Source organism: Curtobacterium sp. Curtsp57 (genome assembly GCF_047324335.1).
Lineage (GTDB): Bacteria > Actinomycetota > Actinomycetes > Actinomycetales > Microbacteriaceae > Curtobacterium.
Window position 1 is genome coordinate 282,143 of the sequence record NZ_CP168511.1, and the last position, 17,144, is coordinate 299,286.

18 protein-coding genes are annotated in these 17,144 nt (G+C 72.0%); 17 read left to right on the forward strand and 1 reads right to left on the reverse strand.

Annotation, left to right across the window (positions count from 1 at the left end):
* Positions 1–8: 8 nt before the first annotated feature.
* The 5 genes from ACEN9V_RS01260 (at position 9) to ACEN9V_RS01280 (ending at position 6,983) form a co-directional block, all read left to right on the forward strand.
* Positions 9–1,988 carry a primosomal protein N' gene (locus ACEN9V_RS01260; RefSeq protein WP_413601813.1) on the forward strand — a complete coding sequence of 660 codons (1,980 nt, stop codon included), beginning with the start codon at positions 9–11 and terminating at the stop codon, positions 1,986–1,988.
* Between the two features lie 309 nt (positions 1,989–2,297).
* Positions 2,298–3,350, forward strand: a complete 1,053-nt coding sequence (gene tdh, locus ACEN9V_RS01265) for an L-threonine 3-dehydrogenase (protein WP_413601814.1) — start codon at positions 2,298–2,300, stop codon at positions 3,348–3,350.
* On the forward strand, positions 3,350–4,534 hold the full coding sequence (locus ACEN9V_RS01270; RefSeq protein ID WP_413601815.1) for a glycine C-acetyltransferase: 1,185 nt from the start codon (positions 3,350–3,352) through the stop codon (positions 4,532–4,534). Before tdh ends, ACEN9V_RS01270 begins: the two co-directional genes overlap by 1 nt.
* A gap of 20 nt (positions 4,535–4,554) precedes the next feature.
* The gene (fmt, locus tag ACEN9V_RS01275) at positions 4,555–5,487 is read left to right on the forward strand and encodes a methionyl-tRNA formyltransferase (RefSeq protein ID WP_413601816.1); all 933 of its coding nucleotides are present in this window, start codon (positions 4,555–4,557) and stop codon (positions 5,485–5,487) included.
* Positions 5,484–6,983, forward strand: coding sequence for an RsmB/NOP family class I SAM-dependent RNA methyltransferase (locus ACEN9V_RS01280; protein ID WP_413601817.1), 1,500 nt, complete (start codon positions 5,484–5,486; stop codon positions 6,981–6,983). The genes fmt and ACEN9V_RS01280 overlap by 4 nt, the downstream gene beginning before the upstream one ends.
* Before the next feature lie 8 nt (positions 6,984–6,991).
* On the opposite strand, the gene ACEN9V_RS01285 is transcribed toward ACEN9V_RS01280, so the two are convergent.
* Positions 6,992–7,555, reverse strand: a complete 564-nt coding sequence (locus ACEN9V_RS01285; RefSeq protein ID WP_413601818.1) for a hypothetical protein — start codon at positions 7,553–7,555, stop codon at positions 6,992–6,994.
* 35 nt (positions 7,556–7,590) lie between these two features.
* Here ACEN9V_RS01285 and rpe point away from each other — a divergent pair, with 35 nt between their 5' ends.
* The 12 genes from rpe to lgt all read left to right on the forward strand — a co-directional run bounded on the left by rpe (position 7,591) and on the right by lgt (position 17,128).
* Positions 7,591–8,256 (forward strand): ribulose-phosphate 3-epimerase, encoded by a 666-nt coding sequence (gene rpe, locus ACEN9V_RS01290; protein WP_413601819.1) that lies wholly within the window; start codon positions 7,591–7,593, stop codon positions 8,254–8,256.
* 9 nt (positions 8,257–8,265) lie between these two features.
* On the forward strand, positions 8,266–8,529 hold the full coding sequence (locus tag ACEN9V_RS01295) for a phosphoribosyl-ATP diphosphatase (protein WP_281264686.1): 264 nt from the start codon (positions 8,266–8,268) through the stop codon (positions 8,527–8,529).
* 52 nt (positions 8,530–8,581) lie between these two features.
* A complete protein-coding gene (gene hisG / locus ACEN9V_RS01300) occupies positions 8,582–9,421 on the forward strand; it encodes an ATP phosphoribosyltransferase (RefSeq protein ID WP_413601820.1) in 840 nt (279 codons plus the stop codon).
* Entirely contained in the window at positions 9,418–10,215 is a 798-nt protein-coding gene (hisF, locus tag ACEN9V_RS01305; protein ID WP_413601821.1) for an imidazole glycerol phosphate synthase subunit HisF, read from the forward strand. Before hisG ends, hisF begins: the two co-directional genes overlap by 4 nt.
* 7 nt (positions 10,216–10,222) lie before the next feature.
* Positions 10,223–10,621, forward strand: a complete 399-nt coding sequence (gene hisI / locus ACEN9V_RS01310) for a phosphoribosyl-AMP cyclohydrolase (protein WP_281264683.1) — start codon at positions 10,223–10,225, stop codon at positions 10,619–10,621.
* Entirely contained in the window at positions 10,618–12,165 is a 1,548-nt protein-coding gene (locus ACEN9V_RS01315; protein WP_413601822.1) for an anthranilate synthase component I, read from the forward strand. The genes hisI and ACEN9V_RS01315 overlap by 4 nt, the downstream gene beginning before the upstream one ends.
* Complete coding sequence (locus ACEN9V_RS01320; protein ID WP_413601823.1) at positions 12,162–12,872, forward strand: Trp biosynthesis-associated membrane protein; 711 nt, start codon at positions 12,162–12,164, stop codon at positions 12,870–12,872. Before ACEN9V_RS01315 ends, ACEN9V_RS01320 begins: the two co-directional genes overlap by 4 nt.
* A complete protein-coding gene (locus tag ACEN9V_RS01325) occupies positions 12,859–13,098 on the forward strand; it encodes a DUF6704 family protein (RefSeq protein ID WP_413601824.1) in 240 nt (79 codons plus the stop codon). Before ACEN9V_RS01320 ends, ACEN9V_RS01325 begins: the two co-directional genes overlap by 14 nt.
* 16 nt (positions 13,099–13,114) lie before the next feature.
* Positions 13,115–13,888 (forward strand): indole-3-glycerol phosphate synthase TrpC, encoded by a 774-nt coding sequence (gene trpC, locus ACEN9V_RS01330; protein ID WP_413603024.1) that lies wholly within the window; start codon positions 13,115–13,117, stop codon positions 13,886–13,888.
* A gap of 44 nt (positions 13,889–13,932) precedes the next feature.
* Positions 13,933–15,147, forward strand: coding sequence for a tryptophan synthase subunit beta (trpB, locus tag ACEN9V_RS01335; protein ID WP_413601825.1), 1,215 nt, complete (start codon positions 13,933–13,935; stop codon positions 15,145–15,147).
* Positions 15,144–15,944 carry a tryptophan synthase subunit alpha gene (gene trpA, locus ACEN9V_RS01340; protein ID WP_413601826.1) on the forward strand — a complete coding sequence of 267 codons (801 nt, stop codon included), beginning with the start codon at positions 15,144–15,146 and terminating at the stop codon, positions 15,942–15,944. Before trpB ends, trpA begins: the two co-directional genes overlap by 4 nt.
* A 191-nt stretch (positions 15,945–16,135) precedes the next feature.
* Positions 16,136–17,128, forward strand: a complete 993-nt coding sequence (lgt, locus tag ACEN9V_RS01345) for a prolipoprotein diacylglyceryl transferase (RefSeq protein ID WP_413601827.1) — start codon at positions 16,136–16,138, stop codon at positions 17,126–17,128.
* Positions 17,129–17,144 lie beyond the last annotated feature (16 nt).

The window sequence follows — 17,144 nt, forward strand, 5'->3', positions numbered from 1 at the left end:
GGGCACGCGTGACCACCGTCGCGCGCGTCGTCCTCGACTCGCCGCTCCCGCAGCTCGACCGTCTGTTCGACTACCGGGTGCCGGCTGAGCTCGAGGACGACTGCGTGCCGGGGGTCCGCGTGAAGGTGCCACTGCGCACCGGGGCACGGATGTCCGACGCGTACGTCGTCGAGGTGCTGCACGAGGGCGGCTACCCGGGAGAGCTCAGCGCGATCGAGACGCTCGTCAGCCCGGTGCCGGTGCTCGCGCCGGAGATCTGGAAGCTCGCGCGCGCGGTGTCCGACCGGGCAGCAGGGGTGGCATCGGACGTGTTGCGCCTGGCCGTGCCGACGCGGCAGGTCCGGGCCGAGAAGGCCTGGCTCGCGCGGGACACGTCTGCGGTGCCACCCGTGGTCGTCGCCCCGACCGTGACGGGCTACGGGGACGGCGTGCTGGAGGGCGTCCTGGCGAAGGACGGCCGTGCGGCGGTCGCAGCGGTCCCTCACCCCGTCGACCTGGGGTCCGCCGATGAACCGGTCTGGGTCCCCGGCTGGGCCGCGACGCTCGCGCAGGCCGCCGCGCGGACCCTCGCCACCGAGCGGTCTGCGGTGATCGCGGTCCCGGACTTCCGCGACGTGATGGACCTGGAACGGGCGCTGCACGCGCTCGTCCCCGTCGAACGGGTGGTCCGGTTCGACGCCAAGCAGACGAACGGTCAGCGCGCGAAGGCGCTCTTGCAGGCGCGGACGCACCCGGTGGTGGCGATCGGGAACCGGACGGCGATGTACGCGCCCGCCGACGACCTCGGGCTGATCGCGATGTGGGACGACGGCGACCAGTCGTTCATCGAGCCGCGAGCGCCCTACGTGCACACGCGCGACGTCGCCCTCGTCCGGGCAGCGCAGTCCGGCGCCGCGCTGCTGCTCGCCGCACACGCCAGGAGCACCGACGTCCAGCGGCTCGTCGAGCTGCAGTGGCTCGAGGACGTCGTGCCGTACCGCCAGCCCGTGCCGAACGTCATCCCGACCGCACAGCAGGTGAACGCCGACGGTCCGGCCGCCCAGGCCCGGATCCCGAGCAGCGCGTGGCGTGCCGCGCGAGAGGCCAGCCGGACGGGCCCGGTGCTCGTGCAGGTCGCGAACCCGGGGTTCGGCACCGGGCTCGTCTGCGCCGACTGCGGCGAGCGGGCGCACTGCCGGGTGTGCGGCGGGCCGCTCGGCAGCCCCACGCACGGTGCCGTCCCGCAGTGTCGGTTCTGCGGCGCCCTCGCGGTCGGGTACCGCTGCCCGACGTGCGGTGGGGGCAAGTTGAAGCCCGTCGGTCAGGGTGCCCAGCGCACCGCGGACGAGCTCGGTCGGGCGTTCCCCGGCACCCGGATCATCGTCGCGGACGGGTCACGGCCGATCGACGAGGTCCCCGCGAGACCCGCGGTGGTCGTCGCGACGCGGGGAGCGGAACCGTCGACACCGGGTGGGTACGCCTGCGTGCTGCTGCTCGACGGCGAACGCATGCTCGCGCGGGAGGGGCTCCGCGTGCAGGAGGAAGTGCTGCGCTTCTGGACGAACGCCGCCGCGAAGGGTGCTCCTGGTACCGAGGTCTACCTGGTCGGCATCGGTGGCCGTCTCGCGACCGCGATGGCCCTGTGGCAGCTCGACGGTCCCGCGCACGACGAGCTCGTCGACCGCCGCGAGCTGCTCTTCCCGCCGGCCGTCCGGGTGGCGACGCTGACCGGGACCGAGCAGGCGGTGACCGCGGCGGTCGAGGCGCTCGGGGACGCCCCGGTCGGCCCCGTGCTCGGTCCCGTGCCCGTCGACGACCCGGTCCCCGGCACGGTCCGCGCGATCGTGCGCTTCCCGTACGCGCACGGTACCGAGGTCGCGGCGACGCTCAAGGCCGAGGTCATCCGGCGTTCCTCGACCCGCCGGGTGCTCCCCGGCGGCGAGAAGCGGCGTGCGGCTCCTGCGCTCCGTGCGCGGCTCGACGACGCCGAGCCCTTCTCCGAGGTCTGACGCGCGGCGGCTGGTCGCGCCCGCGCCCTCGCGCGACGACTTCTCGCGCCGACCCCGTACGACGACGCCGCTGTCGTACGACAACGCTCGTGTCGCTGCTTGCAGGGAAGAACTGTGCGCGTGTGCAACGAGCGACGACCTCGCTGTCGTACGACAGCGGTCGTGTCGTTCCGAGTCGACAGCCCGCGACAGCCCGCGACAGCCCGCGACAGCCCGCGCCCGCGTCCCGCCCCTGCCGCGACCTGTGCCAGGGTGGAGGGTGGTGACCACGAGTCGCCGCCAGACGACATTCACGACGAGGTGAACGCCATGCGAGCGCTGTACAAGCCCGATGCCGCCCCGGGACTGGTCATGGTCGACCGTCCCGTGCCGGTCCCCACCGAGGACGAGGTCCTGATCCGGGTGCTCCGGACCGGCATCTGCGGCACCGACCTGCACATCAGACGATGGGACGACTGGGCAGCCTCCGCCGTCACCGCGCCGCTGGTCCCCGGGCACGAGTTCTTCGGCGAGGTCGTCGAGGTGGGCGCCGCCGTCCGGGACGTCTCGGTCGGGGACCAGGTCTCCGGCGAGGGGCACATCGTGTGCGGCACCTGCCGGAACTGCCGCGCCGGTCGCCGTCAGATGTGCATCCGCACGAAGGGGCTCGGCGTGCAGCGGGACGGCGCCTTCGCCGAGTACCTGACGCTCCCCGGCGCGAACGTCTGGGTCCACCACGAGACGATCGAGCCGGAGGTCGGCGCGCTGTTCGACCCGCTCGGGAACGCCGTGCACACCGCGCTGGCCTTCCCGGTCATCGGCGAGGACGTGCTCGTGACGGGGTGCGGACCGATCGGCCTCATGGCGATCGCGGTCGCCCGCCACGCCGGAGCCCGGTTCGTGGTGGGGACCGACGTCAGCGCGAACCGCCTGGCGATGGCGACGGAGATGGGCGCCGACGCCGCGGTCGACGTCCGGGCCGGCGGTGCCGAGGCGATCCGAGCGGCGCAGCACGACCTCGGCATGCGCGAGGGGTTCGACGTCGGCTTCGAGATGTCCGGAGCGCCGGACGCACTGCCCTCGATGGTCGCGAACATGAACCACGGCGGTCGGATCGCGATGCTCGGCCTGCCGTCGAGCACGATCGCCGTCGACTGGGGACTCGTCGTGACGCACATGCTCACCGTGAAGGGCATCTACGGCCGCGAGATGTTCGAGACCTGGCAGGCCATGAGCTCGATGCTGCAGACGAGCACGGTGCTGCGGGACCGCATCGGCTCACTCGTGACGGCACGGTTCCCCGCGAGCGCGTGGGAGCAGGCATTCGACGCGGCAGCGACCGCAGACGGCGGCAAGGTCGTCATCGACTGGACGGAGCACTGATGTACGGCGCGATCAAGGACCACCTGGCGAGCGAACTCGCGGGCATCGAGGAGGCTGGCCTCACCAAGCACGAACGGGGGATCGCTGGTCCCCAGCGCGCCGCGATCGACGCGGACGGGCGCGAGCTCCTCAACTTCTGCGCGAACAACTACCTCGGGCTCGCCGACTCGACGGACCTGGTCGGCGCCGCGAAGGACGCGCTCGACCGCTGGGGCTACGGGATGGCGAGCGTCCGGTTCATCTGCGGGACGCAGGACCTGCACCTCGACCTCGAACGCCGGGTGTCGTCGTTCCTCGGCACCGAGGCGACGATCCTGTACTCGTCGTGCTTCGACGCGAACGGCGGGCTGTTCGAGGTGCTGCTCGGTCCCGAGGACGCGATCATCTCCGACGAGCTGAACCACGCCTCGATCATCGACGGCGTCCGACTCTGCAAGGCGCAGCGCTACCGCTACCGGAACCGGGACATGCAGGACCTCGAGGCGCAGCTCGTCGCCGCGGGGGACGCGCGCTTCCGGGCGATCGTCACGGACGGCGTGTTCTCGATGGACGGCTTCATCGCACCGCTCGCGGAGATCTGCGACCTCGCGGACCGCTACGACGCCCTGGTCATCGTGGACGACTCGCACGCCGTCGGCTTCATCGGGGAGCACGGTCGCGGAACGCCGGAGCACTGCGGGGTCACGGACCGGGTCGACGTCTACACCGGCACCTTCGGCAAGGCACTCGGCGGCGCGTCCGGCGGGTACGTGTCGAGCAGGAAGGAGATCGTCGACCTGCTCCGGCAGCGCTCCCGTCCCTACCTCTTCTCGAACTCGCTCGCGCCGGTCATCGCAGCGGGGACGGTGGCGGCGCTGGACCTGATCGAACGCTCCGACGACGCCAGGGCCCGCCTGGTGCGGAACGCCGAGCTGTTCCGGACGCGGATGACCGACGCCGGGTTCGACCTGCTCCCCGGTGAGCACCCGATCGTGCCGGTCATGTTCCACGACGCGGCCCTGACGGCACGGATCGCCGACGAGATGCAGAGCAGAGGAGTCTACGTCACCGCGTTCAGCTACCCCGTGGTGCCGAAGGGGCGTGCCCGCATTCGCGTGCAGCTCTCCGCCGCGCACACCGAGGAGCAGATCGAGGCGTGCGTGCAGGCGTTCACCGAGTCGCGGGACGCGGCGACGACGACCTGAGGCATGGGAGGATCGAACCCATGCGTCTCGTCGTCGCCGGCAGCCCCGCTGCGGCCGTCCCCACCCTCCGCCGGCTCGCGGCCTCCGACCACGAGATCGCCGCGGTGCTGACGCGTCCGCCGACGCCGCAGGGCCGGAAGCGCGTGCTCACCCCGACCCCGGTGGCGCGGGTCGCCGAGGAGCTCGGCCTCCCCGTCATCGAGGCGTCCCGCGTCGACGACGACGTCACCCGGCAGCTCGTCGGCCTCGACGTCGACCTCGGCGTCATCGTCGCCTACGGCGCGCTGCTCCGCCGTCCGGCGCTCGACGCGCCGCGGCACGGCTGGATCAACCTGCACTTCTCCGACCTGCCGGCGTACCGCGGCGCGGCCCCCGTGCAGCGTGCCGTCATGGCGGGGGACACGACGACCGCCGCGACCGTGTTCCAGCTCGTCGAGGCGCTCGACGCCGGGCCGGTCTTCGCCGCCGAACCCTTCGTCATCGGACCGGAGGCCACGTCGGGCGAGGTCCTCGCCGCGATGGCGGAGACGGGCGCAGAGGTCGTCGCCCGCGTCGTCGACGGCATCGCCGCCGGGACCGCCACCGCCACCGAGCAGGTCGGCGAGCCGACCGTCGCCCCGAAGACCACCATCGAGGACGGCCGGATCGACTTCGCCGAGCCCGCCTCCGCCGTGCAGGCCCGCATCCGCGGCGTGACGCCGGAACCAGGAGCGTTCGCGCACCTGGGGGAGACGCGCGTCAAGCTGCTCCGCGTGGCACGGTCGGGAGGCTCGGGAGACCCCGCCCCGTCGCTCGCCCCCGGCGCGTTGGCCGTCCAGGGCGGTCGGCTGTTCGTCGGGACCGGTGACGGTCCGCTGGTGCTCACCGAGGTGCAGCCGGCGGGCAAGAAGGCGATGGACGCCGCCGCTTGGGCCCGCGGCCTCGGCGAACTCGACGGGAAGACCCTCGCATGAGCCCCCACCAGCAGCACCAGCAGCCGGCGCGCACCGTCCGCGGACCGAGTGCACGTCGCGTCGCGTTCGACGTCATCCGCGCCGTGCAGGTCGACGACGCGTACGCGAACCTGCTCCTCCCGACCCGCATCCGTCGAGCCGCGCTCTCCGCTCGCGACGCCGGGTTCGCCACCGAGCTGACGTACGGCACGATCCGGATGATCGGCCGGTACGACGCCATCGTGGAAGCGGCTTCAGCACGGCGGGTCGCGAACATCGAGGCGGACGTGCTCGACGTCATGCGCCTCGGTGTCCACCAGCTCCTCGCGATGCGCACCCCGGTGCACGCCGCGGTGTCCGCGACGGTCGAGCTCGCCCGCGAGGTCGGTGCCCGCCGTGCCACGGGCTTCGTGAACGCCGTCCTGCGCAAGGTCGCCGCGAAGACGCCGGACGAGTGGGACGCCGAGATCACCCGCGGGCTGTCCGGGGACGCCCTCCTCGCGACCAGGTGGTCGCACCCGACCTGGGTCGTGTCGGCGCTCCGCGACGCCCTCGCCGCCGAGCGCTCCCGCGACGAACTCGTGGCGTTGCTCGCGGCGGACGACGTCGCCCCCCGTGTGCAGCTCGCTGCGCTGCCCGGTCTCGCGACGGAGGACGACCTCGCCACCGCGACCACCGCGGTGGAACCGGCCACGGACGAACCGGAGGCCGACGACGCGGACGGTGCCGAGCCTCCCGTGCCGGTGTCCGAGGTCGTGACGGACGCGGACGCCCTGCCGGTGTCGCCCGTCGGGATCCGTGGCGTCACCGGCGATCCCGCCCGCGTGCCAGGGGTCGCGGCCGGGCGACTGCGGGTGCAGGACGAGGGCTCGCAGCTCGCCGCGCTGGCACTGAGCCGAGCGTCGGCGGTCCGCGCGGGGGAGCGCTGGCTCGACCTGTGCGCCGGCCCAGGCGGCAAGGCCGCGCTGCTCGCCGCCGAGGCCGCGCAGGGCGGCGCGACGCTCGTGGCCAACGAACTCGTGCCGGCGCGTGTCGGACTCGTGAAACAGGCCCTCGCGGGGTTCGGGGACACGGTCGCCGTCGTCGAGGGAGACGGCCGGCGGTACGGGCTCGACGGCTCCGGCGTGATGTTCGACCGCGTGCTCCTCGATGCGCCGTGCACCGGACTCGGCGCGTTGCGGCGGCGGCCGGAGGCGCGCTGGCGCAAGGTGCCGGAGGACGTGCAGGAGCTCGCGGCGCTGCAGGCCGAGCTGCTCGACGCGGCGGTCCGGGTGCTGGCACCCGGCGGGACCCTGGCGTACGTGACGTGCTCGCCGCACCTGGCGGAGACCCGTGGGCAGGTCGACGCGCTGATGGCACGGCACGGCGGGGTGCTCGAGCAGGTCGACACGGCGTCGGTCGTGCGGTCGGTGGCCGCGCGTGACCCGCAGGTCCCCGACGGCATGACGGCGCAGCTCTGGCCGCACCGCATCGGTACGGACGCGATGTTCATCGCGCTGTTCCGACGAGCGTCCTGACGACGCGGTCAGCGGTCGACGCGGAAGACGAAGGCCGGCTTCGTCACCAGTCGGGCCGCGGCTCGCACGAATCGGGCGCCCTTGCCCTGGTCGCCGTCGGAGGTCGGAGCGCGGTGGTCCTCCGCCTCGCGGATGCGCCAGGCCAGGTCGGTTCCACGAGCCTCGTACGCGACTCGCTCCATCGCCTCCAGGACGTGCTTCTCGGCGTCGTCGACGGTCGTTGCGCCGGCCGCGGCCGTGCTCGACCATGCCGCGCGCAGCACCGCCTCGACGGCGGTCACCCCTTCTTGGACCTCGGGGTGGGTCAGCCCGAGGCCGCCGGACATGACCAAGCGGAGGTCCATCGAGACCGGCGTGCCGTGGTCCAGCTCGTCGAGCCGCACCTGCCCCCGGCCTCCGCCGCGCTCCCACCGGCGGGCATCGCCGTGCGCGAGGAAGAATGCGAGGTCGACCGCCTCGTGCACGTCCTCGAGCGCAGCGATCGTCTCGCGCAACGGCACGCCACGGTCCTCGGCGAACTCGACCCGCACGCGGATCGACTCCGCGTCCGTGCGGATCTGATCATCGGTCACGATCTGCAGCCTACGTGCGCCGGTAGGCTCGTGGGGTGACGATCCGTATCTCGCCGAGCATCCTGTCCGCCGACTTCGCGAACCTCGAGCGTGAGCTCCACCGCATCGCGACCGCCGACATGGTGCACGTCGACGTGATGGACAACCACTTCGTGCCGAACCTGACGCTCGGGCTGCCGATCGTGCAGCGCCTGCAGCAGGTGTCGCCGGTGCCGCTGGACGTGCACCTGATGATCACCGACGCCGACACTCAGGCCCCGCAGTACGCCGAGACGGGTGCCGCGAGCGTCACGTTCCACTTCGAGGCGGCCACCGACCCGGTCGCGACCGCGGCGGCCATCCGGTCGAACGGCGCCCGCGCGGCGGTCGCGGTGAAGCCGGGGACCCCGATCGCGCCCGTGCTGGAACACCTCGACGCGTACGACATGATCCTGCTCATGACGGTGGAGCCCGGGTTTGGTGGGCAGTCGTTCATGCCGGAGGTCATGCCGAAGCTCGCCGACGCACGGGCAGCGGTCGACGCCTCCGGGCTCGACGTCTGGCTCGAGGTCGACGGCGGCATCGCCGTCGACACCGTGCCCCAGGCGGTGCAGAGCGGCGCGGACACCCTCGTCGCCGGCTCGGCCGTCTACGGCGGCGAGCCCGCATCGCGCATCGCCGACCTCCGCGACGCGGCGCAACGTGCGCTCGCAGGACGGTAGCCTGGGAGCGTGAAGACGTTCGACGACCTGTTCGCGGAGCTGACCGAGAAGGCCGCCACGCGCCCCGAGGGCTCCGGCACCGTCGCCGAACTGGACGCCGGAGTGCACCAGATCGGCAAGAAGATCGTGGAAGAGGCCGCAGAGGTCTGGATGGCCGCCGAGTACGAGGGCGACGTCCGCACGGCCGAGGAGATCTCCCAGCTCGTCTACCACCTGCAGGTGCTGATGGTCGCGAAGGGCCTCACCCCGGCGGACGTCTGGCGACATCTGTAGGCCTCGCCTCCAGAACCGTCATCAGACCCTCCACCAGAAAGCAGACCCCCTGATGCTCCGCATCGCCGTGCCCAACAAGGGCTCACTCTCCGAGACCGCCTCCGAGATGCTGCGGGAGGCCGGGTACGCCGGTCGCCGTGACCCGAAGGCGCTCCACCTCGTCGACGACCGCAACGGGGTGGAGTTCTTCTTCCTGCGGCCGCGGGACATCGCCACGTACGTCGGGTCCGGCGCGCTCGACGTCGGGATCACCGGCCGCGACCTGCTCCTCGACTCCGGGTCGACCGCGCACGAGGTCGATGCGCTCGGCTTCGCCGACTCCACGTTCCGCTTCGCCGGCACGCCCGGTCGGTTCGCGGCCCTGCAGGACCTCGACGGCGTCCGGGTCGCCACGAGCTACCCGGGGCTCGTCGGGGAGTTCCTCGCGAAGCACGGCGTCACCGCGACCCTCGTCAAGCTGGACGGTGCCGTGGAGAGCGCCGTGCGCCTCGGTGTGGCCGATGCCGTCGCGGACGTCGTCTCGACCGGCAGCACCCTCCGGCAGGCCGGGCTCGAGATCTTCGGACCGGTGATCCTCGAGTCGACCGCGCTCCTCATCACCACGGACGAGACGATCGCGGGCATCGACGTGCTCCGCCGTCGGCTGCAGGGCGTCCTCGTCGCCCGCGGCTACGTGATGCTCGACTACGACATCCCCACCGAACTGCTCGAGCAGGCGACGGCGATCGCGTCGGGCATCGAGTCGCCGACGGTCTCGCCGCTGCACGGACGCGACTGGGCTGCCGTCCGCGTGATGATCCCGCGCGACGACGCGAACCTGATCATGGACGCCCTCTACGACCTCGGCGCACGCGCCATCCTGGTCAGCCCGATCCACGCGGCACGACTGTGACCGCGGCGACCGGAGGCGTGGGCGGCCCCCGCGGCGGGGTCGCGGTCCGCGTGATCCCGTGCCTCGACGTGTCCGGTGGACGCGTCGTGAAGGGCGTGAACTTCCTCGACCTGCAGGACGCCGGCGACCCCGTCGAGCTCGCGGCGCGCTACTACGAGCAGGGTGCGGACGAGCTGACGTTCCTGGACGTCGGCGCGACCATCGAGAACCGGTCCACGATGTACGAGACCGTCACGCGCACCGCCGAGCAGGTCTTCATCCCGCTCACGGTCGGCGGTGGCGTCCGGAGCGTCGACGACGTGTCACGACTCCAGCAGTGCGGCGCGGACAAGATCGGCGTGAACAGCGCCGCCATCGCCCGGCCCGACCTCGTCGGCGAGATCGCGGACCGGTTCGGCGCGCAGGCCGTCGTCCTGTCGCTCGACGTGAAGCGGTCGGACCGGATGCCCTCCGGGTTCGTCGTGACGACCCACGGCGGCCGCACCGAGTCGGACCTCGATGCGATCGACTGGGCGCGGGAAGCCGTCGAGCGTGGCGCGGGAGAGCTGCTCGTCAACTCGATCGACGCCGACGGCACGAAGAACGGGTTCGACCTCGAGCTGACCGCCGCGGTCCGTGCAGTGTCGTCGGTGCCCGTGATCGCCTCCGGCGGAGCCGGCAGCCTCGACCACTTCGCCCCGGCCGTCGACGCCGGCGCGGACGCGGTCCTCGCCGCGAGTGTGTTCCACCGCGGGGAGATGACCATCGGGGACGTCAAGGACGCGCTGCGGGGGACCGGGCACGCCGTACGCTAGGAGCCTCATGACCGACAGCACCAGCACCAGCACGGACGCGGTCCTCGACCGCGCACGCTTCGGTGCGGACGGGCTGCTCCCGGCAGTCGTGCAAGAGGAATCCAGCAAGGACGTCCTCATGCTCGGCTACATGGACCGGGAAGCCCTCCGCCGCACCCTGACCGAGGGGCGGGTGACCTTCTGGTCCCGCTCGCGGCAGGAGTACTGGCGCAAGGGAGACACCTCCGGTCACGCCCAGTACGTCCGGGCGGCGGCGTTCGACTGCGACGCCGACACGCTCCTCGTCACCGTGCAGCAGGTCGGTGCCGCATGCCACACCGGTGCGCACCGGTGCTTCGACGTCGACCCCCTGGAGCCGGTGACGGCGTCCGCTCCGGTGACCACGGCAGTGGAGGAGACCCGATGACCACCGCGACGCTCGCCGAGCAGCCGCACACGACCTCCCGTCCGGAGTTCGACGGCCTGGTGGCGGACGGCCACCGCGTCGTCCCCGTGGTGCGCGCGCTCTACGGCGACAGCGAGACGCCGGTCGGTGTCTACCGGAAGCTCGCGGACGGCCGTCCCGGGTCGTTCCTGCTCGAGTCGGCCGGCCAGGGCGGCCTGTGGTCGCGGTGGTCGTTCGTCGGCGTGCGGAGCTTCGGCGTCCTGACCCAGGACGGCGACCGTGCGGCGTGGATCGACACCGGCATGAGCGCCGAACGCGCCGTGGGGTCCCTCGACGGTGCGCCGCTCGACGTGCTCGCACGGCTCCACGAGCGCTGGGCGACCCCGCGCGTCCCCGGCACGCCGCCGCTCGTCGGCGGCACGGTCGGGTTCATCGGTTGGGAGGCCGTGCGGCAGCTCGAGCACCTGCCGAACGTCCCGCAGGCCGACTTCGACGTCCCGGGGCAGTCGCTCGCCTTCGTCTCAGAGCTCGCGGCGCTCGACCACCGCACCGGACTCGTCCTGCTGGTCGCGAGCGCGCTCAACGACGGCACCGACGGCGCCGACGTGCTGTGGGCCGCGGCGCAGGAGCGCCTCGACCGGATGCAGGCCGACCTGGTCCAGCCGACCGTCGCGACCGTGGCCGAGGCGTTCGACATCGCCGAGCCGACGCCCAGGCACCGGTCGACGCCGGACGAGTACATGGCTGCGGTGACCCGGTCGAAGGACTTCATCCGCGACGGCGACGTGTTCCAGGTCGTCATCTCGCAGCGGTTCGACCACGACGTCACGGCCGAGCCGCTCGACGTCTACCGGGTGCTCCGGACGCTGAACCCCAGCCCGTACATGTACTTCCTGTCGATGGAGGACACCGCGGGCAAGCCGTTCTGGATCGTCGGCGCCTCGCCCGAGGCGCTGGTCAAGGTGCAGGGCGGCCGGGCCATCACGCACCCGATCGCCGGGTCCCGTCCGAGGGGCGCCACCCCGGAAGAGGACGTGCGCTTCGGCGAGGACCTGCTCGAGGACCCGAAGGAGCGCGCGGAGCACCTGATGCTCGTCGACCTCTCCCGCAACGACCTGCAGAAGGTCTGCGAACCGGGCACCGTCGCCGTCACCGAGTTCATGACCGTGGAGCGCTTCAGCCACATCATGCACCTCGTGTCGAGCGTCGAGGGCTCGGTCCGTCCGGAGGCGTCGGCGATCGACGTGTTCCGTGCGACGTTCCCGGCCGGCACGCTGTCCGGTGCCCCGAAGCCGCGCGCGCTCGAGATCATCGACGAGCTCGAACCGGCCAAGCGCGGTGCGTACGCGGGGGTCGTCGGGTACTTCGACTTCGCCGGTGACGCGGACCTGGCCATCGCGATCCGTACCGCCCTGATCCAGGACGGCGTCGCCCGGGTGCAGGCGGGAGCGGGGCTCGTCGCCGACTCCGACCCCGAGACCGAGCACACCGAGGCCGTGAACAAGGCAGCGGCACCGCTCCGAGCCGTCGCGACCGCCAACAAGATGCGGGAGGTCCGCTCGTGAAGCGCTCCCGTCCGCTCGTCGTCGTCATCGGGTTGGCCGTCGCCGGCATCGTGATGCTCTCGTGGACCCAGACGTGGTTCACGGTGCACCTCGACGCCGCCTCGGCCGTGACCACCACCGTGGACGCCGACGGCTCGAAGGCGGTGCCGCAGTACACCGCGCTGGCGATCGCGTCGCTCGCGCTGTTCCTGGCCATGACGATCGCCGGACGCGTCGTCCGCGTCGTCCTCGCGGTGATCGAGGTCCTGCTCGGCGTCGCGATCGTCGTCGCCGGCATCAACGCGCTGGCCGATCCGGTCGCCGCCGCGAGGGGGGCCATCGGTGAGGTCGCCGGCGTGAGTGACCTGTCAGCCGTCCGCCGGGTCGTCACGAGCGTCGACGTCTCCGCGTGGCCCGCCGTCGGCATCGTCGGGGGAGTCCTCGCGGTCCTGCTCGGCGTGGTGGTCCTGGTCGTGCAGCGGTCGTGGCCGGGGCCGAGCCGGAAGTACGCCGCGACGCCCTCCGCAACACCGAAGGCCGCGCCCGTGGAACGGGACGCCGTCGTCGACTGGGACGACCTGAGCGCAGGCGTCGACCCGACCTCCGTCGACGCGACGTCCGGCTCTGCGCCGAGCGACGGGACGGACACCGCCGACACGGTAGGCTGGGAACCGCGCCGCTCGACCGACGGCGCCACCGACCACGAGGAGCACCGTGAGCACCACTGAGCCCGCAGAACTCGGCGAAGGCCACTCGCCGGCAGCCTGGACGTCCGTCATCATCATGCTGGTGGCGTTCGCGATCGGCACGATCTGCTTCTGGTTCAGCATCGTGTGGGGTGTCTGGGCCTCCGCCGCGCTGCTCGTCGTCGGCCTCATCGTCGGCTGGGTCATGGGCAAGGCCGGCTACGGCGTGAACGGTCCGAAGTTCGTCCCCAAGCACCACAACGAGTAGGTCCGGCATGCCGAACGTGCTCGAGACCCTCGTCGCGGGCGCGCTCGAAGACGCTGCGGCCCGTCGCGTCGACCGTCCCCTCGCGGACGTCGAACGCGACCTGGACCGGGTCGCATCGCCGCTCGACGCGCTCGAGTTCCTCGCACCGGGTGACCGCGTGAAGATCCTCGCCGAGGTCAAGCGCGCGAGCCCGTCGCGCGGTTCGATGGCGCCCATCGCGGACCCGGCTGCCCTCGCCGCCGAGTACGAGCGTGGCGGCGCCTCGGCGATCAGCGTCCTGACCGAGGGGCGGAAGTTCCTCGGCAGCCTGGCCGACCTCGAAGCCGTCAAGGCACGCGTCTCGGTACCGGTCCTGCGCAAGGACTTCATCGCCGATCCGTACCAGGTGATCGAGGCCCGTGCCTCCGGAGCGGACATCGTGCTGCTCATCGTCGCGGCGCTCGAGCAGCAGCAGCTGGTCGAGCTCCACGACCTCGCGGAGCAGCTCGGCATGCGTGTCCTGGTGGAGGCCCACTCCGCCGACGAGGTCGCGCGCGGGCTCGACGCCGGCGCGCGCATCCTCGGGGTGAACGCCCGCGACCTGACGGACTTCTCGCTGGACCGCGACCTGTTCGGCTCCCTCGCCGGCGCGATCCCGGACGGGGTCGTCCGTGTCGCCGAGTCCGCCGTCGCCGGTCCCGCCGACGTCGCCCACTACCGCGCTGCGGGTGCCGACGTCGTCCTGGTGGGGGAGGCGCTCGTGACGGGCACCGACCCCGCTGCTGCACTCGCGTCGTTCATCGACGCCTGACCCTTCGTCCGGCCAGGTGCCGGACACGTTCCGGGAGCACCATCGTGACCTCACTCCGTGACCTCCACGGCCCGTACTTCGGCGACTTCGGCGGACGCTTCGTCCCCGAGTCCCTGGTGCTGGCCCTCGACGAACTCGAAGCCGCCTTCCGCGAAGCCTGGGCGGACCCGGCCTTCCACGAGGAGCTCGACGCCCTGCAGCGCGACTACACCGGACGCCCGTCGATCATCACCGAGGTGCCGCGGTTCGCGAAGCACGCCGGTGGTGCCCGGGTGATCCTCAAGCGCGAGGACCTCAACCACACCGGTTCGCACAAGATCAACAACGTCCTCGGCCAGGCCCTCGTCGCGAAGCGGCTCGGCAAGACGCGCCTGATCGCCGAGACCGGCGCCGGTCAGCACGGTGTCGCCACGGCGACGGCCGCCGCGCTCTTCGGTATGGACTGCGTCGTGTACATGGGCGCGGTCGACACCGACCGGCAGGCGCTCAACGTCGCCCGCATGCGGCTCCTCGGCGCCGAGGTCATCCCGGTCGAGACCGGCTCGAAGACGCTGAAGGACGCGATCAACGACGCGCTCCGCGACTGGGTGGCGAACGTCGACTCGACGCACTACCTGCTCGGCACGGTCGCGGGTCCGCACCCGTTCCCCGAGATGGTGCGCGAGTTCCACAAGGTGATCGGTGTCGAGGCACGCCAGCAGGTGCTCGACCTGGTCGGCCGCCTGCCCGACGCCGTCGCCGCGTGCGTCGGTGGCGGGTCGAACGCGATGGGGATCTTCGAGGCGTTCCTCGACGACGAGTCGGTCCGCCTGCACGGCTTCGAGGCCGGTGGCGACGGCGTCGAGACCGGTCGGCACGCGGCCAGCATCACCCTGGGCCGCGAGGGCGTGCTGCAGGGGACGAAGTCCTACCTCATGCAGGACGAGGACGGCCAGACCATCGAGAGCCACAGCATCTCCGCCGGCCTCGACTACCCGAGCGTCGGCCCGGAGCACGCCTACCTGGCGTCGATCGGCCGTGCCCGGTACGAGCCGATCACGGACGCCGAGGCCATGGAGGCCTTCCGGCTGCTCAGCCGCACCGAGGGCATCATCCCGGCGATCGAGTCGTCGCACGCGCTGGCGGGGACGATCAAGCTCGGCAAGGAGCTCGGCCCGGAGGGCGTCATCCTGGTGAACCTGTCCGGACGCGGCGACAAGGACGTCGCGTCGGCCAGCCGGTACTTCGGCATCCTCGACGAGAACGCGGTGCAGCTGTGAGCACGACGAACACGAACACGGTCGCGACGACGATCGACCAGGCGAACGCGGACCGCGCAGGAGCCGTGATCGGGTACCTGCCCGCCGGGTTCCCGGACGTCCGGACGAGCATCGACGCCGCCGTCGCCCTCGCCGAGAACGGCGTGGACGTCATCGAGCTCGGGCTGCCGTACTCCGACCCGGTGATGGACGGCCCGGTCATCCAGCGCGCGGCCGAGGAGTCGCTCGCGAACGGGTTCCGCGTGGCGCAGGTGTTCGACGCCGTGCACGAGATCACCGAGCGCGCCGGGATCCCCGTGCTCGTGATGACGTATTGGAACCCGGTGCTCCGCTACGGGGTGGACCGGTTCGCCGACGACCTGGTGGCCGCCGGCGCCTCGGGACTCATCACCCCTGACCTCATCCCCGACGAGGGCACCGAGTGGCTCACCGCTTCCGAGCGGACCGGGCTCGACCGGGTGTTCCTCGCCGCGCCGTCGTCGACGGATGCGCGCATGCGCCAGGCCGTCGAGTCGAGCCGCGGGTTCGTCTACGCCGTCTCGACAATGGGGGTCACCGGGGCACGACTCGGCGTCGACGCCGCGGCACGCACCGTCGTGTCCCGACTCCGCGACGCCGGCGTCGACCGGACGTGTGTCGGGCTCGGCATCTCGACGGCCGACCAGGTCGCCGAGGTCCTCGACTACGCGGACGGTGCGATCGTCGGCTCGGCCTTCGTCCGTGCCCTCGCCGACCTCGGTGTCACCGGTGCCGGCCAGCGCGCCGCGGAGCTGACAGCGGGCGCGCAGCGCCGCTGAGAACCGGGACGGGAGGCCCGGCGGACGTCAGCCGATCGGCTCACGTCCGCCGAGCCTCCCGTCCACCCGCATCACGGTTTCCACAGACAGCCGCCGCCGGGTCCTGACCACCGTGCCACCCGCGCTACAGTGATCCGGGATCGTCGCGACTGCGACGCCCGCGGCGCACACCGAAAGGCGACAGCACCTCCATGCCCCTCCTGAGCATCCCGAGCCCCAGCACCGCCTGGCAGTACTTCGATCTGACCGCTTGGCTGCGCGACGCGTTCGGGTGGTCGCTGCCCCTCGACTTCCGGATCCACGCCTACGCGATCTGCATCCTGCTCGGCATCGTCGCCGCCGTCGTCGTCACGAACCGACGGCTCAACGCCCGCGGCGTGGAGCGCTGGATCATCATCGACATCGCGATCTGGGCGGTGCCGGCCGGCATCATCGGCGGGCGCCTGTTCCACGTGTTCACCCACGTCAGCGACTACTTCGGGCCCGGACGCGATCCGCTCTCCTTCCTCTACATCTGGGAAGGCGGCCTCGCGATCTTCGGGGCGCTCATCCTGGGTTCGGTCGGCGCCTGGATCGGTTGCCGTCAGGTGGGGCTCCGGTTCACGGCCTTCCTCGACGCCGTCGCGCCCGCGATGCTGCTCGCACAGGCGTTCGGCCGGCTCGGCAACTACTTCAACCACGAGCTGTTCGGCATGCCGACAAGCCTGCCGTGGGGTCTGCAGATCGAGTCGTCCAACGCGGCCTACCCGACCGGGCTGCCGGAGGGCACGCTGTTCCACCCGACCTTCCTCTACGAGATCATCTGGAACGTCCTCGGCTTCGTCGTGATCATCCTGATCGACCGCAGGTTCAGCCTCCAGTGGGGCCGCGTGCTCGCGCTGTACCTGATCTGGTACGGCCTCGGCCGGTCGTTCCTCGAGTCGATCCGCGTCGACACCTCCGAGACCTTCTTCGGCATCCGGACGAACGTCTGGGCGTCGTTCGCGGCGATCCTGCTGGGCCTCATCATCTTCTGGATCCAGTCGAAGCGGCACACCGGCAAGGAGCCGAGCCCGTACCTGCCCGGTCGCGGGCCCCGTGCGAACTCGGATGTAGACTCGGACGACACCTACTCGGAGCACGGGGACGACGCACCCCTCGCCGCCGACTCCGAACCGGTCGCCACAGCAGCCGACCGTTCCTGAGGGGTCCGCTGCAGCG